Origin of the sequence: Bradyrhizobium sp. HKCCYLRH1030 (assembly GCF_051168395.1) — a bacterium.
Taxonomy (GTDB): Bacteria; Pseudomonadota; Alphaproteobacteria; order Rhizobiales; family Xanthobacteraceae; genus Bradyrhizobium.
Window position 1 is genome coordinate 540484 of the sequence record NZ_JBNPUY010000002.1, and the last position, 21301, is coordinate 561784.

Below are 21301 nucleotides of genomic sequence, written 5' to 3' on the forward strand. Positions count from 1 at the left end.
GCCAAAACCGCGCACCTCCTTAGCTTTACCGGTTCTTAGCCATCCCCCTTTACCTTGCGCCCGCGGCGCCGGTTGCGCGCCGCGCGTGAATGGAGGTTGCGATGGCAGAGCGGATGAAGGGCGAACGCGTCGTCTTCGAGCGCGGCATCCCGGCTTTCATGATGGGCATCGACGGCACCTGGCGGCGCAACTGCACCATCGAGGACGTCTCGGAGACCGGGGCGAAGCTGACGGTCGAGGGCTCGGTCGAAGGCCTGCACCTGAAGGAGTTCTTCCTGCTGTTGTCGTCGACCGGCTTGGCCTACCGGCGCTGCGAGCTGGCCTGGGTCAATGGCGACCAGATCGGCGTCACCTTCCTGAAGCAAGGCAAGAAGAAGACCAACAAGCGCGCCTCGGCCGAAGCCTGACCGAGCCACGACTGCGGCATCTTGCATCACGATGGCCGGGCAGCCGTCGCATATTCGTCATCGGCACGGGCTATCGCAACCGGCCGAGACGATAGATGTTTTTGCGTGGTATGATTCGCACATGCCACCGTTGATCGAGATGCCCTGAAGATGCCCGTCAAGCCGCACAAAGCCATGGTCCTCGCCGCCGGTCTCGGATTGCGCATGCGCCCACTGACGGAGACGATGCCCAAACCACTGGTGCGCGTCGCCGGCCGCCCGCTGCTCGACCATGTGCTCGACCGCCTCGCCGAAGCCGGCGTCACCGAAGCCGTCGTCAACGTCCATTATCTCGCCGACCAGATCATCGCGCACACGGCGGCGCGCAGCACGCCCCGCGTGATCATCTCCGACGAGCGCGACCAGGTGCTCGGCACCGGCGGCGGCGTCGTCAAGGCGCTGCCGCTGCTCGGCCACGAGCCGTTCTTCCACGTCAACTCCGACACGATGTGGATCGAGGGCGTGCGCCAGAACCTGTCCCGGCTCGCCGACGCGTTCGATCCGGAGCGCATGGACATCATGCTGCTGATGGCGCCGACCGCGACCTCGATCGGCTACGCGGGTCAAGGCGACTACGCGATGCTCGCCGACGGTACCTTGCGCAAGCGGCGGGAGCATCAGGTGGTGCCGTTCGTCTACGCGGGCGCCGCGATCATCTCGCCGTCGATCTTCGACGGCGCGCCGAAGGGCGAGTTCTCGCTGACGAAGATGTTCGACAAGGCGAACGAGCAGGACCGCCTGTTCGGCCTCCGCCTCGAAGGCGTCTGGATGCATGTCGGCACGCCGGCCGCGGTGGCGGAAGCGGAAGAGGCTCTGATGGAGAGTGCGGCGTAGCGGACTGCCCGACGGGCGAATCAGGTAGCAGCATCCCCGCGATCTGTGCTGAAGATTGTGAACTCGCCTCCTCCTACAGCCGTCCAGATGCCTGGAGAATCCATTGCGCCGGCGTAAAAGAACCATTGCGCTTCAACGGCAGTCGCCGTTTTATATTTTCGCTTTTTCGGAATTCGTGATAGAATGGAAGCTGCGGGGATCGCTACCATTGGTTCCCCGGAAACAGAGGGTCACCGGGGAGCCGACGCAGCATCCCTGGAGGAACCTCAAAAGAGATAAAACGTTGCTGTTCAAACAAGGAATCTTCGTCATGCGTAACTCAGCCGCATCGAACCTCGCGACAACGCATACGGGCGTTGGCGAGCAGAAGATGACAGCTCAATTCACAAGCGAGTTATCCGAACTTTGCCGAAAGCACGGGATCGGGATCGCGGGAGATGCGATACTGTTCGTCTTGGAGACTGAAGACTATCAGCATTCGTATTTTGCTGATCAAGATGCCGTACTTCGGCTAGGTTAGGGCAACCGAAGGGTCAGACCGGAATTCGGGCCGGGCGGCAGGCCAAGCGTTGGTTCAACTCCGGCCGAAGTTCGCAGATCATCGAGGATAGCTTTGGCATTGAACAGCATTCCGATCTTCTGTTCTGAGCCTGGACGAGGCTCGGCGACGGCCTTTGCGCGATATGCTTGAAGCTGTTCAACGCCAGCAGATAGTGCGAAGCGGCAGAGCCCGCGACAATAGAATCTGTTGAATTCACCCTCAGCCATGGTTTCAGCTGCCGTGTAGGGTACTCGAGCCGTCGTATAGCCCCCGCTAGGCTTTCGACGTTGCGTCGTCTCAGCAATCCTTGCAAAGCGCTTAAGCTCTGCAGCTAGAGTATCGTCGTTTCCATTCTTGGCTGCTTCTACAAGGAGCGCGCTCCAATCCTCCCGCCCGCGCGGACTAAGATACGAACTGACGTAGAGGGAACCGTCAGCGATAGCCATCTGAATTTCTTCGACCATAAGGGCTCGCACGTCGGCAGTGAGGTTCTCATAAGCCAGACCCATCGCCCATGCCTTTCGGTTGCTGAAGAGCTAGAATACTACTCACGATTCGCGGATTTGGCGAGTCAACGGCATCACAATGCCTATGCCGCTAAGCACATGTACTCTTTGGAATAATAGAGCCCTGATGACACGTTTGCGGCGTGCAAGAAGATTTTCCTTTCGTTTTTCCGAATAGTGTGCTCTTATGCCAGCATCCCGCCTCGTTGCGAGGGGCGTATCGCGGTCGTCACGAACGTTGAGCGCGGGATGCGATGGCCTGTCAGGACCGCAGCGTGCTCATGCGCGCCGACGAACGGTTTTGGCAGGACGGCGAAATCGTAAGGTCCCGGCATCCCGACGCTGATGCCAAGCTCGCGCTGACGCTGCGCGCGGGCGACGGTGGCTACAAGCCGGACACCGAGGAGAGGACGTATAAGCCGTAACACCGTCGCGCAGGGAAGGCCGGGTCGTTCCGGCTGAACCTGTGGTTCCTGCCCCGTGCACTCTTTCACGCACGGGGGCCACGGGCCTCAGCCGAGGCCCGGCCTTCCCTGCGCCCTTGCTTCGGATGAGGGCGAACGATTTGCATCACTCGGGCGCGAGAAGCGTTGCGGGAATGAGGATGTTTGTCTCCGTCATTGCGAGCAGCGAAGTCCCACTGCAGAGGCGGCCCGGATTGCTTCGCTGCGCTCGCAATGACGATGGGGGTGGGCAGCTCGTGCTCCGTAGTCAGCTGCCATCGCCCGCGAAAGCGGGCGATCCAGGACGCCGCGGCCTCTCGAATCAAGCTGAACCGCCTCGGAGGACCGGATCGCCCGGTTGAGCCGGGCGATGGCGGAGAGCGTGGCTGCAGCTGGGGCTCAGGCGCACGGCGTCCTCCAGCACAGGGACAAAGGTCACGCACCTATCAACACCCGTCCACACCCCGGATATGACCTCCGCCCGATCGCTCCCTATATAGACGGCACAGCAACCCGAATCGCAGGCCATGCGCGTCTTCACCGTTCCCATCTCGGCGCCGTTCCTGCGCAGCGTGATCGCCGCGCTGGTCGACGGCCGGCTGGTCGACGGCTTCGAGGCACGCAGCGATCCCGCCCGGCTCGCGACCGCGACGCTGTATCTGCCGACGCGGCGCTCCCTGCGGGTGGCGCGCGAGATGTTCCTCGACGAGCTGAAGACCGATGCCGCGGTGCTGCCGCGCCTGGTCGCGCTGGGCGATATCGACGAGGACGAGCTCGCCTTCGCGGAGGACCGCGACGCGTTCCTCGGGCCGGCGCCGCTGGAGATTCCGGAACGGCTCGACGACCTGCAGCGCCGGCTCACGCTGGCGCGGCTGGTCGCGGCCTGGGCCAAGACGCCGGTGTCGGCGCCGCTCGTGATCGGCGGGCCCGCCTCGACGCTTGCGCTGGCCGGCGACCTCGCGCGGCTGATCGACGACATGGTGACGCGCGGCGTGTCGTGGGATGCGCTCGATGCGCTGGTGCCGGATCAGCTCGACAAATACTGGCAGTATTCGCTCGAGTTCCTGCGCATCGCGCGGACCGCGTGGCCGGCCTATCTGCAGGAGATCGAGCGCATCGAGCCGGCGGCGCGGCGCGATCTGCTGATCGCGGCCGAAGCGGCGCGGCTGTCGGCGCATCCCGATGGTCCCGTCATTGCCGCAGGCTCCACCGGCTCGATGCCGGCGACGGCAAAATTCCTGCTCGCCGTCGCCAAGCTGCCGCATGGCGCGGTGGTGCTGCCTGGGCTCGACACCGATCTCGACGAAGCCGCGTGGAATTCGATCGGCGGTGCCAAGGACCGCGCCGGCCGCGTGTTGACGCCGCCCGCGGTCAATCATCCGCAATATGCCATGCACCTGCTGCTCAAGCGCTTCGGCCTGGAGCGGCGCGACGTGATCCGCCTCGCACCACCCGGCCGTGGCGGCCGCGAGGTGCTGATCTCAGAAGCGATGCGGCCGTCGGAAGCCACCGCCGTCTGGCACGAGCGCCTGCGCCAGTTCGACATCGCCGCCAACATTGCCGAAGCGATGGACAATCTCGCCGTCGTCGCCGCGCCCAATCCGGAAATGGAGGCGCTGGCGATTGCCATCGCGATGCGCGAGGCGCGCCATCTCGGCAAGTCCGCTGCGCTGGTGACGCCGGACCGCGCGCTGGCGCGGCGCGTGATGGCGGCGCTGACGCGCTGGCACCTGACGTTCGACGATTCCGGCGGTGACGCGCTGTTGGAGACGCCGGCCGGCATCTTCGCGCGCCTCGCCGCCGAAGCCGCCGCGCGCGGACTGGAGCCGCCGACTTTGCTGGCGCTGCTCAAGCATCCGCTGTGCCGGCTCGGGCGCACCGCGAATGGCTGGAAGAGTGCCATCGAGACGCTGGAGCTCGCGGTGCTGCGCGGCACGCGGCCACAAGCCGGAAGCAGCGGGCTCGCGCGCGACTTCGCGCGCTTCCGCGACGAGCACACCAAGCTGCACCAGGGCGAAGCATCATCGCTGCACAAGGCCGAGCCGCGCGCGCGTCTCAGTCCCGAGCAGCTCGACCGCGCCAGCGCGCTGATCGCGCAATTGCAGACGGCTCTGGCGCCGCTGGAAAACCTCGCCTCGCCGCGCCCGCAGGATTTCGCCGAGCTCGCCGCGCGGCATCGTGAGGTGTTGATCGCGCTCTCGACAGACGATGTCGGTGTCAGCACCGCGTTCACCGATCGCGACGGCGCGGCGCTGGCGCGCTGCTTCGACGACCTGCTCGCGTCCGGCGAGCGCTGCGGCCTGATGGCGCCGCTGTCGGACTATCCGGATCTGTTCCATACCGCCTTCTCCGATCGCGCGGTGCGCCGGCCCGAGCGCCACGGCGCGCAGCTGCAGATCTACGGTCCGCTCGAAGCGCGACTGATGCAGGCCGACCGCATGATCGTCGGCGGCCTGATCGAGGGCATATGGCCGCCGGCGCCGCGCATCGATCCCTGGCTCAGCCGCCCGATGCGGCATCAGCTCGGCCTCGACCTGCCCGAGCGCCGCATCGGACTATCAGCACACGATTTCGCACAACTGCTCGGCGCGCCCGAGGTGATCCTGACGCACGCCGCAAAATCGGGCGGCGCGCCGGCCGTGGCCTCGCGCTTCCTGCACCGTCTCGAAGCCGTCGCTGGCGCCGAGCGCTGGAAGGCGGCGACCGCGCGCGGCGAGACTTACGTCCGCTATGCCGAGGTGCTCGACCAGCCCGCCGCGGTGAAGCCGGTCGAACAGCCGGCGCCGAAGCCGCCGCTGGCAGCACGGCCGCTGCGCATGTCGGTGACCGCCATCGAGGACTGGCTGCGCGATCCCTACACCATCTTCGCGCGCTACATCCTGCGGCTCGATCCGCTCGATCCCGTCGACATGCCGCTGTCGGCCGCCGATCGCGGCTCGGCGATTCACGAAGCGATCGGCGAATTCACGCAGACCTATGCCGATGCCCTGCCGCTGCATCCGGCGCATGCGCTGCGCGTGATCGGCGAGAAGCACTTTGCGCCGCTGATGGAGCGGCCCGAGGCGCGGGCGCTGTGGTGGCCGCGTTTCCAGCGCATCGCCGGCTGGTTCGCGGCGTGGGAGACCGCGAGACGCGAGCAGATCGGCGCCATCACCGCGGAGATCCGCGGCGAGATCGGCATTCCCTTGGATCAGGGCCGCACCTTCATGCTGTCGGCGCGCGCCGACCGCATCGAACAGCGTGCCGAGGGCACCTACGCCATTCTCGACTACAAGACTGGCCAGCCGCCGACGGCCAAGCAGGTGCGCATGGGGCTGTCGCCGCAGCTTACGCTCGAGGCCGCGATCCTGCGCGAAGGCGGCTTCGACGGCATCCCCGCCGGCAGCCTGATCAGCCAGCTCGTCTATGTCCGCTTGTCCGGCAACAACCCGCCGGGCGAAGAGCGCATTCTCGAATTGAAGATCAACAAGAGCGACCCGCCGCAACATCCGGACCAGGCCGCGCAGGAGGCGCGCGAAAAGCTCGAGGCATTGATCCGCAGCTTCGAGGACGTCAATCAAGGCTACACCTCGCTGAACCTGTCGATGTGGGCGAACCGCTACGGTAGCTATGACGATCTCGCCCGTATCAAGGAATGGTCGGCGGCCGGCGGCCTGGGGGTGGAGGAATGGTGAAGGCGCCCCGCCCCATTCCGCAGGCCGTGCGCGAGGCGCAGACGCGCGCATCGAACCCGGCTGCCTCCGCGTTCGTGTCGGCCAATGCCGGCTCGGGCAAGACGCATGTGCTGGTCCAGCGCGTGATCCGGCTGCTGCTCGACGGCGTGCCGCCGGAGAAGATCCTCTGCATCACCTTCACCAAGGCCGCGGCCGCCAATATGGCCGAGCGCGTGTTCTCGACGCTCGGCCATTGGGTGACGCTCGACGACGACGCGCTCGACGGCGCGATCCAGTCCACCGGCATTCCCAATCCCGACAAGAAGCTGCGGGCCTCGGCGCGAAAACTGTTCGCCAGCGCGCTGGAGACGCCGGGCGGATTGAAGGTGCAGACCATTCACGCGCTGTGCACGCGGCTGCTGCAGCAGTTCCCGTTCGAAGCCAACGTGCCGGCGCGGTTCTCGGTGCTCGACGAGCGCGACCAGACCGAGATGATGGAGCGCGCCAATCTCAAGGTGCTGCTCGACGCCGCGCGGGCGCCCGACAGCGCGGTCGGCCGCGCGCTGCAGGTGGCGATGGCCAATGCGGCGGATTCGACCTTCAAGGACGTCGTCCGCGAGGCCTGTCTGAGCCGCGATCACTTCATGGCCTGGACCGATGGCGCCGGCCGCGTCGAGGTTGCCGCGCAACATCTCGGCGAGGTGCTCGGCATCAGCGCCGGCGAGACGCTGGAAGCCATCGAGCGCGACATCGTCGACGGCCCCAATCTGCCACTGAGGGATTGGACCGATATCGCCGCGCGGCTCGACGGCGGCGCCAAGACCGACCAGAAGCAGGCGGAGCAACTCCGCGCCGCACTGGCGTTCTCGGGTGCCGATCAGGTCGATGAATATCTCCGCGTATTCCTGACCGAGGACAAGGAGCCGCGGAAGTCCCTGCTGACCAAGAAGTTCGCCGACGCCAATCCCGGCATCGCCGGCCTGTTCGAATCGGAGGCGCGCCGGCTCGATCGCCTGATCGAAAAGCGCCGCGCGGCGGTCGTGCGCGACCGCACCGAGGCGCTGTTGCAGATCGCGACCGCCGCCGCCGCGAACTATCGCCGCGAAAAAGAAGAGCGCGGCCTGCTCGACTATGACGACCTGATCGACAAGACGCTGGCGATGCTGAACCGCGTCTCCGCCGGCTGGGTGCACTACAAGCTCGACCGCGGCGTCGATCACGTGCTGATCGACGAGGCGCAGGACACGAGCCCCCGGCAATGGGACATCGTCGCCCACATCATCGAAGAGTTCACCGCCGGCGCCGGGGCGCGCGACGGACTCACGCGCACGATCTTCGCGGTCGGCGACGAGAAGCAGTCGATCTTCTCGTTCCAGGGCGCCGACCCGCACGAGTTCGATGCGCGCAGGCGCCAGTTGCAGAAGCGCTTCACCGACGCCGGGCTGCTGTTCGATCCGGTGTCGTTCACCTATTCGTTCCGCTCCGGGCCGACGGTGCTGCACGCGGTCGACCACGTGTTCCGCGAGCGCGACGTCTACAGCAGCATTCACTCGCCTGACATCGGCCATCCCATCCACAACGCGCTGACCGATGCCGGACCGAGCATGGTCGAGCTGTGGAGCCTGTGCGAGCGCGACGACCGCAAGGAGATCGAGGGCTGGCGTGCGCCGTTCGACGGCGTCTCCGTCACCAGCCCCGAGGTCAAGCTTTCCAGGCGCATCCAGGCCGAGATCAAGCGGCTGATTTCGACGGGCACGATGACCGGCCATGACGGCGCGCGACGGCGGCTGAGCTATGGCGACATGCTGATCCTGGTGCGCCGTCGTGGCAATGCGTTCGACGCTGTCATCCAGGCGCTCAAGCACGCGGGCATCCCCGTGGCGGGCGCCGACCGGCTGAAGCTGACCGAGCACATCGCGATCATCGACCTGATGAACCTCGCCGACGCGCTCCTGCTGCCGCAGGACGATCTGGCGCTGGCGACCGCGCTGAAGAGCCCGTTGTTCGGGCTCGACGACGACGATCTGTTCAAGCTCGCCTGGCAGCGCCGCGGGTCGTTGCGCGAGGCGCTCGCCGCACATGCGGCTGACGACGAGCGGCTGCAGGCGGTGCTGCGCCGGCTGCAGCAATGCGAGCGCCGTGCCGCCGAGGACACGCCGTTCGCCTTCTACGCCTGGCTGCTCGGCGGCGATGGCGGCCGGCGACGCATCCTGGCGCGGCTAGGTCACGAGGCCAATGACGCCCTCGACGAATTCCTCGAGCTCGCGCTGTCCTACGAGCGCAAGGCGCCGGCCTCGCTGCAGGGCTTCGTCGCCTGGCTGCGCGCCGCCGACACCGAGGTGAAGCGCGACATGGAGATCTCGCGCGACGAGATCAGGGTGATGACCGTGCACGGCGCCAAGGGCCTCGAGGCGTCCGTCGTCTTCCTGGTCGACACCACCTCGTCGCCGGCGGATTCGCAGCGACTGCGGCTGATCCACGTGCCGCATGGCGAGCAGGAGATCGTGGTCTGGGCCGGGCGCAAGGCCGACGATCCGCAAGCCGTCGCGGCGGCACGCGTGGCGATGCTCAAGGAGACCGAGGACGAGTATCGCCGGCTGCTCTATGTCGCGATGACCCGCGCCGCGGATCGGCTGGTCATCGGCGGCTGCATGCCGGGCAACATGAACAATGTCCGCGGCGGCAGCTGGTACGACCTGATGGCCCGCGGGCTCGATGCCGCGGAGCTGCAGGTCGAGGTGATCGAAACCGAGGACGGACCGGTCAAGCGCTATGCGCGGGCCGAGGACATCGCGGAAACCGCTGCTGACGAAACGCGGCGCATGGTGGAGACGGCCGTCGAACTGCCGGCGTGGCTGCGCACGGCGGCGGTGGAGGCGCCCGGCGAGGTCGCTGTGCTCCGGCCGTCCGATCCATCCGCCGACGAGCGGCCGGTGCGCACGGGCGAATCGCTGGCGGCGCGCAACCTCGCGATGCAGCGCGGCACGCTGGTGCATCGCCTGCTGCAGTCGCTGCCTGACGTGGCGCCGGAGCGGCGGCGCGATGCCGCGCTGCGATATTTGATTCGCAACGCCGCCGACTGGCCGGAGGACGAGCGCGTGGGGCTTGCGGAACGCGTGCTCGCCGTGGTCGAAGACCCGCGCTTTGCCGCGGTGTTCGCGGCCGGGAGCCGGGCGGAAGTCTCGATCGTGGGCCGCCTCGCACTGGCCGGCCAGCCTCCGGCGCTGGTCTCCGGCCAGATCGACCGCCTGGTGGTGACCGCGGCCGAGGTGCTGATCGTCGACTTCAAGACCAACCAGCAGCCGCCCTCGGGACTCGCCGACGTGCCCCCGGCCTATGTCCGGCAGCTCGCGCTGTACCGCGCCGTGCTTGGCCAATTGTACCCCGGCCGCGTCGTCCGCGCCGCGCTGCTCTGGACCGAAGCCGCTGAATTCATGGAGCTTCCCGCCTCCGCGCTGGACGCCATGCTGCCATCCCAGCACGTCTGAGTGAGCCCGCTTGACCCGGGATCACGCCATTCCTACTTTGACGTCCACGCTGAGGCGGCCCGTCCGTGCCGCTCCCTCCAACCAAACGAGGTAATTTCCATGGCCGTTGGCAAGGTTTCCGACGCCGATTTCGAAAGCGAAGTGCTCAAGGCCGACGGCCCGGTCGTGGTCGACTTCTGGGCCGAGTGGTGCGGCCCGTGCCGCATGATCGCGCCCGCCCTCGACGAGATCTCGAGCGCGATGGGCGACAAGGTCAAGATCGTCAAGCTGAACGTCGACGAGAGCCCGAAGACGGCCTCGAAGTACGGCGTGATGTCGATCCCCACCCTGATGGTGTTCAAGGGCGGCGAGATGGCCTCGCGCCAGGTCGGCGCCGCGCCGAAGGCGAAGCTGCAGCAGTGGATCTCGTCGGCGGTGTGACGCTTGCGGAACAATGATTTTTGTCGAACGGCCGGCGGAATCGCCGGCCGTTTGCGTTGAGGGGTGTGATTCAGCGTTTTCGGATGTCGCCATGCCCGCCCGCGCCCATCGCTCGCCCTCCCGCAAATCCGGCCTGCTGGCCATGGAGGCGCGCTCGGTGGATGCGATCCCGCGCGGCGAGGACTGGCAATACGAACCAAAATGGGACGGCTTCCGTTGTCTGCTGACGCGCGACGGCGCAACGGTGACGATGCAGTCGAAGGCCGGCGAGGACCTCGCGCGCTACTTCCCCGAGGTCGTCGCCGCGGCGCGCGAGCTCGAGGCGACGAGCTTCATCCTCGACGGCGAGCTGGTGGTGCCGCAGGCGAAGTCGTTCTCGTTCGATGCATTGCTGCAGCGGATTCATCCCGCCGCCAGCCGGGTGAAGAGGCTATCGGTGGAGACGCCGGCGCTGTTCCTGGCCTTCGATCTGCTGGCGAGTGGCAAGAAGGAGCTAGTGACGCACACGCTGCACGAGCGGCGGCCGGCGCTGGAAGCATTCGCGAAAGCGAACTTCGCGGATCATCCGACGTTCCGGCTGTCGCCGGCGACGACGCGCTTCGCGACCGCGCAAGACTGGCTGGCGCATTCCGGCGGCGGCTCGGACGGGGTGATCGCCAAGCGGACCGACCTGCCCTACCAGGCCGGCAACCGCGACGGCATGCAGAAGATCAAGCGCTATCGCTCAGCCGATTGCGTCATCGGCGGCTTCCGCTACGCCACCAACAGCGGCGCGAACGGACGCAAGCTGGTCGGCTCGCTGCTACTCGGGCTCTACGACGATGACGGTCTGCTGCATCACGTCGGCTTCACCTCCGCGCTCAAGAAGGACGAGAAGCCCGCACTGACCGACAGGCTCGAGCCGCTGATCTCGCCGCCCGGCTTCACCGGCAATGCGCCGGGCGGCCCGAGCCGCTGGTCGACCGAGCGCTCGGCGGAATGGTGTCCGCTGAAGCCGAAGCTGGTGATCGAGGTCTGCTACGACCATTTCTCCGGCGAGCGCTTTCGCCACGGCACCTCGATCCTGCGCTGGCGCCCGGACAAATCGCCGAAGCAATGCACCTTCGAGCAGCTCGAGCAGAAGGTCGCCGATCCCTTGAAGCTGCTCGCGTGAGGTCAGCGGATCCAGCCGGTCGCGAGAACCGAGGCGAATTCGACATCACCATTGGCGCGGGCCAGCGCGGCCATCGCCTGATGATCATAGGGCACGTGGCGGAACGTCACGCTCCAGCCTGCGGGCTTAAGTTCAAGGATCGCATAGCGGGCGTCGGGCGTGCCGGCTTCCATCACATGCGGATGCGGTACGTTGTAGGAATAGCCAGGGCTGCCCACGCTACCGGGATTGACGATCAGCCGCCCGTCGCGAAGCCGCACGGCGCGCGCGGTGTGGGTATGGCCACAGAGGATCAGTGACTGCGGGATGCCCTCGGCCGTTGTCTCGATTGCATCGAGCGGAGCGCATGTGACCGCGCCATCCGGCGCGACGCTCTCGAGCCAGTAGACGTTATCGTCCTCAGGCGTGGCGTGACAAAGGAAGACCTCGTCGCGATAGATGGACGTCGGCGGGATCGTGCCGAGCCAGTCGAGATGCTTGGCTACGAGCTGCGCGTAGGCCGGCCGCTCCCAGGCGCCCATCCTCTCCGGCGGCCGATCGATCAGCCAGCGGTCGTGATTGCCGCGCACATGGACGGCATCGAGCGGCATCAGCAAGTCCATCGTCTTGCGCGCATCGAGCGGGCCGCTCGCCATATCGCCGAGATTGACAATGTCATCGACGCCTTGCGCGCGGATGTCGGCCAGCACGGCTTCGAGCGCGAGGTGGTTGCCGTGGACGTCTGCGATCGCGGCAAAGCGCATGCGCTATTCCCCTCAGGTCGGCGGCGTGCCGTTGAGGTCGAGCACGTGGCCCGCGAGATAGAGCGATCCCGTGATCAGGATACGCGGCGGGACCTCATAGGCAAGCCGCGCGATGCCGGCGAGCGCCGACGCGACGCCATCGGCGATCTCGACGCGCATGCCGAGCGTGCGCGCGGCGGCGGCCAGATCAGCCGGTGCCATCGCCTTGCTCTCGTTCGGAATCGGCACGACGATGATGTGGCGCGTCAGGCCGGCGAAGTTGGCCAGGAAAGCAGCGGCATCCTTGTTGCCCATCATGCCGACGATGACGACGAGCTGCCGCGACACGCGCTCCTCGAGGTCGCCGATCGCGGCCGCGACGACGCGGCCGCCTTCGGCGTTGTGGCCGCCGTCGAGCCAGATCTCCGCGCCTTGCGGCGCGATCGCGGTGAGCGCGCCGTTCGACAGCCGCTGCATGCGCGCCGGCCATTCGGCGCCGACGATGCCGTCCTCGAACGCCTTGGTGGTGAGCTTGAAATGATCGACCGCCCGCAAGGTCGCGATCGCCAGGCCCGCATTGTCGAACTGATGCCGGCCGAACAGTTTGGGTGCCGGAAGATCGAGGAGACCGCGATCGTCCTGATAGACCAGCCGGTTGCGCTCGACATTGACGTGCCAGCTCTCACCGGCCGCAAACAGCGGCGCGCGCTGGCGCCTGGCCTCGCGCTCGATCACGGCCATGGCATCGGGCTCCTGCGCCGCCGAGATCACCGGGCAGCCGCGCTTGATGATGGCGGCCTTCTCGGCCGCGATCAGCGCGCGGGTGTCGCCGAGGAACTCCATGTGGTCCATGCTGATCGGCGTCAGCACGGAGGCCGCGACCTGCTCGACAACATTGGTGGAATCGAGCCGGCCACCGAGACCGACTTCGAGCAGCACGACATCGGCTGGATGCCTTGCGAACAGCACGAAGGCCGCGACGGTCTTGACCTCGAAGAAGGTGATCGGCGCGCCGGCGTTGACCCGCTCGCACTCCAAGAGCGCGGAGATCAGCTCATCGTCCTCGACCAGGACGCCACCGCCGACCTGGCCGAGCCGATAGCTCTCGTTGATGCGCACCAGCCAGGGCGAGGTGAAGACGTGGACGCGCAGCCCCGCGGCCTCGAGCATCGCGCGCAAATATGCGACCGTGGAGCCCTTGCCGTTGGTGCCCGCGACATGGATGACGGGCGGCAGCTTGCGCTCGGGATGACCGAGCTGCGCCAGCAGCCGGTGCATGCGCTCCAGCCCGAGCGAGATCCGGCTCGAATGCAACACAGAAAGCCGCGTGATCAGCTCGTCGAGCGACGGTCTTGGCTGGGCGGCAGAATCGTTCACGCGCTCGTTGCGACCGCCGGCGCTTCCGCGGTTTCGGCGGGCTTGGCAGGCGGCGGCAGCTGCGGCGCGGGCTTGGCGTGTTCAACGGCCGGCGCCTTGGTCAGCAATCGGCACAGCCGCGCCAGCGTCGGGCGCAGGTCATGACGGTGCACGACCATGTCGACCATGCCGTGGTCGAGCAGGTATTCAGCGCGCTGGAAACCTTCGGGCAGCTTCTCGCGAATGGTCTGCTCGATCACCCGGGCGCCGGCGAACCCGATCAGCGCGCCGGGCTCGGCAATGTGGACGTCGCCTAGCATCGCGTAGGACGCGGTGACGCCGCCGGTGGTCGGATTGGTCTGCACGACGATGTAGGGCAGCTTGGCCTCGCGCAGCATCTGCACGGCCACGGTCGTGCGCGGCATCTGCATCAGGGACAGGATGCCTTCCTGCATGCGCGCGCCACCGGAGGCCGCGAATACGATGAACGGCGACTTCTTCTCGACCGCGAGTTCGAGCCCGCGGACGATGGCTTCACCCGCGGCCATGCCGAGCGAACCGCCCATGAAATCGAAATCCTGCACGGCGATGACGACGCCCATGCCTTCCAGCTTGCCGAAGCCGACCTTCACCGCATCGTTCATGCCGGTCCGCGCCCGCGCATCCTTGATGCGGTCGGCATAGCGGCGCTCGTCACGGAATTTCAGCGGGTCGGGTGTGACCTCGGGCAGCGCGACGTCGAACCAGGTCTCGTTGTCGAACATCGACTTCAGCCGCGCCACGGCGCCCATGCGCATGTGGTAATTGGAGCCCGGAATGACGAACTGGTTGGCCTCGACGTCCTTGTAGAACACGAGCTGTCCGGAATCCGGACACTTAATCCAGAGGTTCTCCGGCGTCTCACGGCGCAGGATGTTGCGGATCTTCGGCCGGACCACATTGGTAAGCCAGTTCATGTGTCGCTCCGTGTTGCGGTCGCCCGGATATATGGCGGGACGGCGGGGTCACGGCAAGACGGCCGCGACGTCCGGTCGAATAGTGGTTGACGGCCTATTCCGCGGCCTGTTGCGCCCCGTGCACGCCCCTTGCCAGCGCAGCGGCCAGGTCGGAAACGGCGCTCACGGTCTTGGCCGTCGCGCGTCCCTCGGCATCGAGGCTGGCGCGGAGCGCGTCGACCAGGGCGGTGCCGACCACGGCACCGTCGGCATGGGCGGCGATGGCGCGGGCGGTCTCCGGTGTCCGGATGCCGAAGCCGACGCAGACAGGCAGCGCCGTATGCCGCTTGATCCGGGCCACGGCGGCACCGACGGCGGACGAATCCGCCGCCGCCGCGCCGGTGATGCCGGTGATCGAGACGTAGTAGACGAAGCCCGAGGTGTTCGCGAGCACCGCCGGCAGCCGCTTGTCATCGGTCGTCGGCGTCGCCAGCCGGATGAAATTCAGCCCCGCCTTCAGCGCGGGAATGCACAGCTCGCTGTCTTCCTCCGGTGGCAGGTCGACGATGATCAGACCGTCGACGCCGGCGCTCTTCGCATCATCGAGGAACTTGTCGACGCCGTAGATGTAGATCGGGTTGTAGTAGCCCATCAGCACGATCGGCGTCGCCGCGTCGCCCTCGCGGAAGCTGCGCACGAGCTGCAGCGTCTTCCTCAAGGTCATGCCGGCCTTGAGCGCGCGCAGACCCGCCGCCTGGATCGACGGGCCATCGGCCATCGGATCGGTGAACGGCATGCCGATCTCGATGATGTCAGCGCCAGCCTGCGGCAGCGACTTGACGATCGCGAGCGAGGTTTCAGGATCAGGGTCGCCTGACATCACGAAGGTGACGAACGCCGAGCGGCCTTCTTGCTTCAATTGCGCGAAGCGCGCATCCATCCGGCTGGTCACGATGCCTTCGCCCTTCCTCGCAAGATGTCGCCCACCTGCGGCACGTCCTTGTCGCCGCGGCCGGACATGTTGACCACCATCAGATGGTCCTTCGACTTCTTCGGCGCGAGCTCCATCACCTTGGCGATCGCGTGCGCGGGCTCCAGCGCCGGAATGATGCCCTCGAGCCGCGACAGCAGCTGGAACGCCGCCAGCGCTTCCTCATCGGTCGCCGACAAATAGTTCACGCGACCGACCTCGTGCAGCCAGGAATGCTCCGGCCCGATGCCGGGATAATCGAGACCGGCCGAAATCGAATGCGCCTCCTCGATCTGCCCGTCCTCGTCCATGAGCAGATAGGTGCGGTTGCCGTGCAGCACGCCGGGGCGGCCGCCGGCGATCGAGGCGGCGTGCAGATGCGTCAGGCCATGGCCCGCCGCTTCCACGCCATAGATCTCGACCGAGGGATCATCGAGGAACGGATGGAACAGGCCCATCGCATTGGAGCCGCCGCCGATGCACGCGATCAGCGAGTCCGGGAGCCGGCCCTCAGCCTCTTGCATCTGCGTGCGGGTCTCGTTGCCGATCACCGACTGGAAGTCGCGCACCATCATCGGATAGGGGTGCGGACCGGCGACCGTGCCGATGCAGTAGAACGTGTTGTGGACGTTGGTGACCCAGTCACGCAACGCCTCGTTCATCGCATCCTTCAGGGTCTTGGCGCCGGACTGCACGGGCACCACCTTGGCGCCGAGCATCTCCATGCGGATCACGTTCGGCTGCTGCCGCTCGACGTCGACCGCGCCCATGTAGACGACGCAATCGAGCCCGAAACGCGCGCACAGCGTGGCGGTCGCAACGCCGTGCTGGCCGGCACCGGTCTCGGCGATGATGCGCTTCTTGCCCATGCGGCGCGCGACCATGATCTGGCCAAGCACGTTGTTGACCTTGTGCGAGCCGGTGTGGTTGAGCTCCTCGCGTTTGAAGTAGATCTTGGCGCCGCCGAGATGCTCGGTCAGGCGCTCCGCGTAGTACAGCGGCGAGGGCCGGCCGACATAGTTCTTCAGGTAGCCGTTCATCTCGGCATGGAACGCCGGATCGGCCTTGGCCTCCGCATAGGCCTTTTCCAGATCGAGGATCAGCGGCATCAGGGTTTCGGCGACGAAGCGGCCGCCGAAGATGCCGAAATGACCGCGGTCGTCCGGACCGCTGCGGTAGGAATTGGGAATGGCTGTCGTCATTGAACGCTCAACTCTTCAGCGGCCCGCGCCGCGCGAATGAAATCCCGGATCATGTCGCAATCCTTCACACCCGGCGCCCGTTCGACGCCAGATGACACGTCGACGCCGCCCGCGCGGGTGATCCGCACGGCCTCCGCGACGTTGTCGGCGCTCAGACCGCCGGAGACCATGAACGGGCGATCGAGCTTCACGCCCTTTAGCAGACGCCAATCGAAGGTGGCACCGAGGCCGCCGGGACGGGTCGCATCCTTGGGCGCCCGCGCATCGAACAGGATGCGGTCGCACACGTCGGCATAGCCCGCCAACGGCGCGAGATCGGCGTCGGTCGCGACCGGAATGGCCTTCATGATGGGTAGGCCGAAGCGCTGCTTGAGGTCGCGGACGCGCGCGATGCTTTCGCGGCCATGCAGCTGCAGGAGATCAGGCCGCAGCGTCTCGACGATGTTTTCGATCATCGCGTCGTCGGCATCGACGGTCAGCGCCACCTTGAGCGCGCGCCCCCTGACGTCACGACCCAGCTCACGCGCGGCCGTCAGGCCGACATGGCGTGGGGACGGCGGAAAGAACACGAAGCCCACCATGTCGGCGCCCGCGTCGAGCGCCGCAGCGAGGGTGTCGGGCGTGGTCAGGCCGCAGATTTTGACGAGCAGGGACATCAATGAACAACGCACGTCCGGGCGGAAAGGATCACCAGAAGCCGGCGGCTTCCAGGGCCGCCGAGCTTTCGCGCCTTCTACAACGCGGCGCCCTGCTTGTCTCGCCCATAAGGGGCGAAAAGCCGCGCCGGCGCAGCCGGAACCAGAGATTGCGCAGAGCCCTGTTTTGCACGCGCCGCGGCGCTCAACTGCGCCACCTGCGCGCGGGCCGCTTCGGCATCGGCCTGATGGCGGCGCGCGGCCCGCCGCCAGCGGCGCTGGCCGATCCAGGTGGCACAGCCACCCGCGATCACGCCCAGGATCGCGACGGCGATGATCAAGGCGAACAGCGGGACCGACGCCGAGAGCGCTGGATCGGTCGCGTTGAAGGGATCAAACGATACGGTAACGAAATGCCGATTGGCGACCGCGAAGATGACGAACAGCACCAGCAGCGGAAGGACGACCACGACAGTGAAGAATTTTCGCATGCGCTCGCTCGTGTCAGTCAGGCCGGATTCGCCTCGAGATCAGCCGCAGACGATTAGCACGGCCGGCGCGAGATGCTTCAATCGTCGGCGTCGTCAGCCGCGGCGCCGGCGGGATTGTCCCGGTTCAGCCGCTCGCGCATTTCCTTGCCCGTTTTGAAGAACGGGACACTTTTCTGGTCCACCGGGACATGAGCTCCGGTCCGTGGGTTGCGCCCGGCGCGGGCCGGCCGATGCTTGACCGAGAAGGCGCCGAAGCCGCGCAACTCGACGCGGTCACCGCGGGCGAGCGCCGCGACGATCTCATCGAGGATCGCATTGACGATGTTCTCGACATCCCGCTGGTAGAGATGCGGGTTGTGCTCGGCGATACGCTGAACAAGCTCGGATTTGATCATCGAGAAAATGTACCCGGGGAGACAGGTCCCATTTCCGTGAAAATATGCTGGACTGTCAAGACGCTAAATCATTCATCGCGGCCGTGAATCGGGGTGCGAGGCCCGGTACGGGGTCTCGCCACGGCACACGCGAAGCGGGAAGATTGCCCTGGGAATGGTCTTTGCGGGTTCAATTGCCCGGCGCGGGCGTCCAGAGCGCGAGCATGCCGTCGAGACCGATCCGGTCGACCGCCTGGACCACGCCGGTGCGCTCGAGCTGGCGGGCGATTCCGGAAAGACCGACGGCGTCGAGCGCGATCGCGGTGGCCGTTCGCAGGAAGGTGAGATCGCCGAACCGCGGCGTGAGCTTGTAGTCGCGCACCGGAAGGTCCTTCTTGACGTTCTTGTTGGCGACGAGCCAAGCGACCGCGGTCTTCTCGTCGCCGAGCTCGTCGATCAGCTTCAGGTCGATCGCCTGCCTGCCGGTGAAGACGCGGCCATCGGCCACCTTCTCCAACTGCTCATCGTTCATGGCGCGGCGGTCCTTCACCAGTCCGCGGAACCAGGCATAGGAATCCTTGACCAGGGCGTCGAGCGCCGCACGCGCTTCCGGGCTGGTCGGCTCGTAGCCGTTGGGGGCGGCCTTCAGCGGCGAGGATTTGACCTCCTCGATCTTCACGCCGACCGTCTTCAACAGCTCGCCGACATTGGGATATTGAAACAGCACGCCGATCGAGCCGACCAGCGAACTCTGCTGCGCGACGATGTGGTCGGCAGCGATCGCGCCGATGTAGCCGCCGGACGCCGCGAGGCCTTCCACGACGACGACCAGCGGCTTCTTCGCCTTCAGCCGGACCAGCGAATCGTAGAGCTGCTCGGAGCCGGCGGTGGTGCCGCCCGGCGAATTGATGTGAACGATGACGGCTTCGGCCGAGGAGTTTTCGAGCCGCTCCAGCGCCTCGACGCGCTCATGGTCGCTGCGGATCAGGCCCTCGATATTGACGCGGGCGATCGAGCCGGAGGTCGAGAGCACGGTGCGGCCGCGCGGCGACATGGCGAGACCGATGGCGGACAGAGCCGCAATCGCAATCAGCACCGCGACGACGCGCCAGAACGTCAGCTTGCGGCGCAGCCTGCGGCGATCGACGATCACATCCGAATCAAGCGACATGGACAGCTCCTGGAAGTCTCGGCGCGTTTTGCATCCGCAGCCTGAATATCTCGTTATCCGATTACATCAATCGCGGCGCAATTTGAAGAAAGGAAGGCTTGCGGCGAGGCCGGATCCGCGCGGCCGGCACGCGCATCCATGCCTCGCTGGAACAAAAAAGCCCCGGCTTGCGCCGGGGCTTTGATCTGATCGCAGGACGCGAAGGCTTACTTCGAGTCGCGGTTCTTGAGCGCGGTGCCGAGAATGTCGCCCAGCGTGGCGCCCGAATCGGACGAGCCGTACTGCGCGATGGCTTCCTTCTCTTCCGCGACTTCCAGCGCCTTGATCGACACCTGCACCTTGCGGGCCTTCTTGTCGAACTGGATCACGCGAGCATCGACCTTCTCACCGACGGCGAACCGCTCGGTGCGCTGATCGTTGCGATCGCGCGCCAGCTCGGAGCGCTTGATGAAGGTGGTGAAGTCGGTGCCGGTGATCTTGACGTCGATGCCGCCGTCCTTGACGTCGAGCACCTCGCAAGTGACGACCGCGCCCTTCTTGACATCGCCCGGCTCGGCGAAGGGATCGCCTTCGAGCTGCTTGATGCCGAGCGAGATGCGCTCCTTCTCCACGTCGACGTCGAGCACCACGGCCTTGACCATGTCGCCCTTCTTGTAGTTGTCGATGACCTGCTCGCCCGGCAGCTTCCAGTCGAGATCCGACAGATGGACCATGCCGTCGACGTCGCCTTCGAGACCCAGGAACAGTCCGAACTCGGTCTTGTTCTTGACCTCGCCCTCGACCACCGAACCCGTCGGATGCTTCTCGACGAAGACCTCCCACGGATTGCGCATGGTCTGCTTGAGGCCGAGCGAGATGCGGCGCTTGACGCTGTCGACCTCGAGCACCTGCACTTCGACCTCCTGCGAGGTCGACACGATCTTGCCGGGGTGCATGTTCTTCTTGGTCCACGACATCTCGGAGACGTGGATCAGGCCTTCGATGCCCGGCTCGAGCTCGACGAACGCGCCGTAGTCGGTGATGTTGGTGACGCGGCCGTGGAAGCGGGCCTGCAGCGGGTACTTGGCCTCGATGCCCTGCCACGGATCGTCCAAGAGCTGCTTCATGCCCAGCGAGATGCGGTGCGTCTCGTGGTTGATCTTGATGATCTTGACCTTGACCGTCTGACCGATGCTGAGCACCTCGGTCGGATGGTTGACACGGCGCCAGGCGATGTCGGTGACGTGCAGCAGGCCGTCGATGCCGCCGAGGTCGACGAACGCACCGTAATCGGTGATGTTCTTGACGACGCCGTCGATGACCTGACCCTCTTCGAGGTTCTGCACCAGCTCCTGGCGCTGCTCGGCGCGGGTCTCTTCCAGCACGGTGCGGCGCGACACGACGATGTTGCCGCGGCGGCGGTCCATCTTGAGGATCTGGAACGGCTGCGAGTTGTTCATCAGCGGCGCGACGTCGCGGATCGGACGGATGTCGACCTGCGAGCGCGGCAGGAAGGCCACGGCACCGTCGAGGTCGACGGTGAAGCCGCCCTTGACCTGGTTGAAGATGACGCCGTTGACCTTTTCGTTGTTCTGGAACGCCTTCTCGAGCTTGCCCCAGCTCTCTTCGCGGCGCGCCTTGTCGCGCGACAGCACCGCTTCGCCGAGTGCGTTCTCGATGCGATCGAGGAACACTTCGACCTCGTCGCCGACTTTCAATTCACTGTCACGGCCGGGCCCGGCGAATTCGCGCAGCGCCACGCGGCCTTCGGTCTTCAGGCCGACGTCGATGACGGCCATGTCCTTCTCGATCGCAACAACCTTGCCCTTGACGACAGAGCTTTCCTGCAGGTTGCCCTTCGTGAAGGACTCGTCCAGCATCGCGGCGAAATCATCGCGGCTGGGATTGTAGGAAGAAGCAGAGGTACTCGAAGCCATTTGTTCTCCAGATGCGGACATTCTCGCCAGCTTGGGTTGATCGGC

The 21301-nt window shown here is 66.3% G+C and carries 18 protein-coding genes; 7 read left to right on the plus strand and 11 right to left on the minus strand.

Annotated elements, in window-relative coordinates:
* The first annotated feature begins 101 nt into the window (after positions 1–101).
* Entirely contained in the window at positions 102–407 is a 306-nt protein-coding gene (locus ACQR1E_RS07800) for a PilZ domain-containing protein (RefSeq protein WP_315751762.1), read from the plus strand.
* 150 nt (positions 408–557) lie between these two features.
* Positions 558–1280, plus strand: coding sequence for a nucleotidyltransferase family protein (locus ACQR1E_RS07805; RefSeq protein ID WP_315751761.1), 723 nt, complete (start codon positions 558–560; stop codon positions 1278–1280).
* Between the two features lie 516 nt (positions 1281–1796).
* On the opposite strand, the gene ACQR1E_RS07810 is transcribed toward ACQR1E_RS07805, so the two are convergent.
* Entirely contained in the window at positions 1797–2330 is a 534-nt protein-coding gene (locus ACQR1E_RS07810; RefSeq protein WP_434896879.1) for a hypothetical protein, read from the minus strand.
* A 251-nt stretch (positions 2331–2581) separates the two neighbouring features.
* Between ACQR1E_RS07810 and ACQR1E_RS07815 the strand changes: the two genes are divergently transcribed.
* The 5 genes from ACQR1E_RS07815 to ACQR1E_RS07835 all read left to right on the plus strand — a co-directional run bounded on the left by ACQR1E_RS07815 (position 2582) and on the right by ACQR1E_RS07835 (position 11484).
* On the plus strand, positions 2582–2752 hold the full coding sequence (locus ACQR1E_RS07815) for a hypothetical protein (protein ID WP_434896880.1): 171 nt from the start codon (positions 2582–2584) through the stop codon (positions 2750–2752).
* 545 nt (positions 2753–3297) lie between these two features.
* Entirely contained in the window at positions 3298–6444 is a 3147-nt protein-coding gene (gene addB / locus ACQR1E_RS07820) for a double-strand break repair protein AddB (protein WP_434896881.1), read from the plus strand.
* Positions 6438–9911: a double-strand break repair helicase AddA gene (gene addA, locus ACQR1E_RS07825; RefSeq protein WP_434896882.1), complete on the plus strand. Its 3474-nt coding sequence runs from the start codon at positions 6438–6440 to the stop codon at positions 9909–9911. Before addB ends, addA begins: the two co-directional genes overlap by 7 nt.
* Positions 9912–10010: 99 nt before the next feature.
* Positions 10011–10331, plus strand: a complete 321-nt coding sequence (gene trxA, locus ACQR1E_RS07830) for a thioredoxin (protein WP_015663255.1) — start codon at positions 10011–10013, stop codon at positions 10329–10331.
* A gap of 142 nt (positions 10332–10473) precedes the next feature.
* A complete protein-coding gene (locus ACQR1E_RS07835; RefSeq protein ID WP_316183771.1) occupies positions 10474–11484 on the plus strand; it encodes an ATP-dependent DNA ligase in 1011 nt (336 codons plus the stop codon).
* 2 nt (positions 11485–11486) lie between these two features.
* Here the strand turns inward: ACQR1E_RS07835 and ACQR1E_RS07840 are convergent, their stop codons facing one another.
* The 10 genes from ACQR1E_RS07840 to rpsA all read right to left on the minus strand — a co-directional run bounded on the left by ACQR1E_RS07840 (position 11487) and on the right by rpsA (position 21256).
* The gene (locus ACQR1E_RS07840) at positions 11487–12227 is read right to left on the minus strand and encodes a metallophosphoesterase family protein (RefSeq protein WP_315716895.1); all 741 of its coding nucleotides are present in this window, start codon (positions 12225–12227) and stop codon (positions 11487–11489) included.
* Between the two features lie 12 nt (positions 12228–12239).
* The gene (locus ACQR1E_RS07845) at positions 12240–13583 is read right to left on the minus strand and encodes a bifunctional folylpolyglutamate synthase/dihydrofolate synthase (protein ID WP_315716894.1); all 1344 of its coding nucleotides are present in this window, start codon (positions 13581–13583) and stop codon (positions 12240–12242) included.
* On the minus strand, positions 13580–14518 hold the full coding sequence (accD, locus tag ACQR1E_RS07850; RefSeq protein ID WP_315716893.1) for an acetyl-CoA carboxylase, carboxyltransferase subunit beta: 939 nt from the start codon (positions 14516–14518) through the stop codon (positions 13580–13582). Before accD ends, ACQR1E_RS07845 begins: the two co-directional genes overlap by 4 nt.
* A 94-nt stretch (positions 14519–14612) precedes the next feature.
* The gene (trpA, locus tag ACQR1E_RS07855; RefSeq protein WP_434896883.1) at positions 14613–15449 is read right to left on the minus strand and encodes a tryptophan synthase subunit alpha; all 837 of its coding nucleotides are present in this window, start codon (positions 15447–15449) and stop codon (positions 14613–14615) included.
* Positions 15446–16669, minus strand: a complete 1224-nt coding sequence (gene trpB, locus ACQR1E_RS07860) for a tryptophan synthase subunit beta (RefSeq protein ID WP_315716891.1) — start codon at positions 16667–16669, stop codon at positions 15446–15448. The genes trpA and trpB overlap by 4 nt, the downstream gene beginning before the upstream one ends.
* Positions 16666–17325 carry a phosphoribosylanthranilate isomerase gene (locus ACQR1E_RS07865; RefSeq protein ID WP_434896884.1) on the minus strand — a complete coding sequence of 220 codons (660 nt, stop codon included), beginning with the start codon at positions 17323–17325 and terminating at the stop codon, positions 16666–16668. Before ACQR1E_RS07865 ends, trpB begins: the two co-directional genes overlap by 4 nt.
* Before the next feature lie 77 nt (positions 17326–17402).
* Complete coding sequence (locus ACQR1E_RS07870) at positions 17403–17795, minus strand: lipopolysaccharide assembly protein LapA domain-containing protein (protein WP_315750462.1); 393 nt, start codon at positions 17793–17795, stop codon at positions 17403–17405.
* 77 nt (positions 17796–17872) lie between these two features.
* Positions 17873–18190, minus strand: coding sequence for an integration host factor subunit beta (locus tag ACQR1E_RS07875; RefSeq protein WP_315716888.1), 318 nt, complete (start codon positions 18188–18190; stop codon positions 17873–17875).
* Positions 18191–18359: 169 nt separating this feature from the next.
* On the minus strand, positions 18360–19340 hold the full coding sequence (sppA, locus tag ACQR1E_RS07880; protein WP_434896885.1) for a signal peptide peptidase SppA: 981 nt from the start codon (positions 19338–19340) through the stop codon (positions 18360–18362).
* Between the two features lie 206 nt (positions 19341–19546).
* A complete protein-coding gene (gene rpsA, locus ACQR1E_RS07885; protein ID WP_315716886.1) occupies positions 19547–21256 on the minus strand; it encodes a 30S ribosomal protein S1 in 1710 nt (569 codons plus the stop codon).
* Between the last annotated feature and the right edge of the window lie 45 nt (positions 21257–21301).

Bases quoted from the DNA above. Each gene is read 5' to 3' on its own strand.
- sppA (WP_434896885.1), bottom strand. From the start codon at position 19,340: ATGTCGCTTGATTCGGATGTGATCGTCGATCGCCGCAGGCTGCGCCGC.
- accD (WP_315716893.1), bottom strand. From the start codon at position 14,518: ATGAACTGGCTTACCAATGTGGTCCGGCCGAAGATCCGCAACATCCTG.
- rpsA (WP_315716886.1), bottom strand. From the start codon at position 21,256: ATGGCTTCGAGTACCTCTGCTTCTTCCTACAATCCCAGCCGCGATGAT.
- ACQR1E_RS07815 (WP_434896880.1), top strand. From the start codon at position 2,582: ATGGCCTGTCAGGACCGCAGCGTGCTCATGCGCGCCGACGAACGGTTT.
- trpB (WP_315716891.1), bottom strand. From the start codon at position 16,669: ATGACGACAGCCATTCCCAATTCCTACCGCAGCGGTCCGGACGACCGC.
- ACQR1E_RS07865 (WP_434896884.1), bottom strand. From the start codon at position 17,325: ATGTCCCTGCTCGTCAAAATCTGCGGCCTGACCACGCCCGACACCCTC.
- ACQR1E_RS07805 (WP_315751761.1), top strand. From the start codon at position 558: ATGCCCGTCAAGCCGCACAAAGCCATGGTCCTCGCCGCCGGTCTCGGA.
- addB (WP_434896881.1), top strand. From the start codon at position 3,298: ATGCGCGTCTTCACCGTTCCCATCTCGGCGCCGTTCCTGCGCAGCGTG.
- addA (WP_434896882.1), top strand. From the start codon at position 6,438: ATGGTGAAGGCGCCCCGCCCCATTCCGCAGGCCGTGCGCGAGGCGCAG.
- ACQR1E_RS07875 (WP_315716888.1), bottom strand. From the start codon at position 18,190: ATGATCAAATCCGAGCTTGTTCAGCGTATCGCCGAGCACAACCCGCAT.
- ACQR1E_RS07835 (WP_316183771.1), top strand. From the start codon at position 10,474: ATGGAGGCGCGCTCGGTGGATGCGATCCCGCGCGGCGAGGACTGGCAA.
- ACQR1E_RS07840 (WP_315716895.1), bottom strand. From the start codon at position 12,227: ATGCGCTTTGCCGCGATCGCAGACGTCCACGGCAACCACCTCGCGCTC.
- ACQR1E_RS07870 (WP_315750462.1), bottom strand. From the start codon at position 17,795: ATGCGAAAATTCTTCACTGTCGTGGTCGTCCTTCCGCTGCTGGTGCTG.
- trxA (WP_015663255.1), top strand. From the start codon at position 10,011: ATGGCCGTTGGCAAGGTTTCCGACGCCGATTTCGAAAGCGAAGTGCTC.
- ACQR1E_RS07810 (WP_434896879.1), bottom strand. From the start codon at position 2,330: ATGGGTCTGGCTTATGAGAACCTCACTGCCGACGTGCGAGCCCTTATG.
- ACQR1E_RS07800 (WP_315751762.1), top strand. From the start codon at position 102: ATGGCAGAGCGGATGAAGGGCGAACGCGTCGTCTTCGAGCGCGGCATC.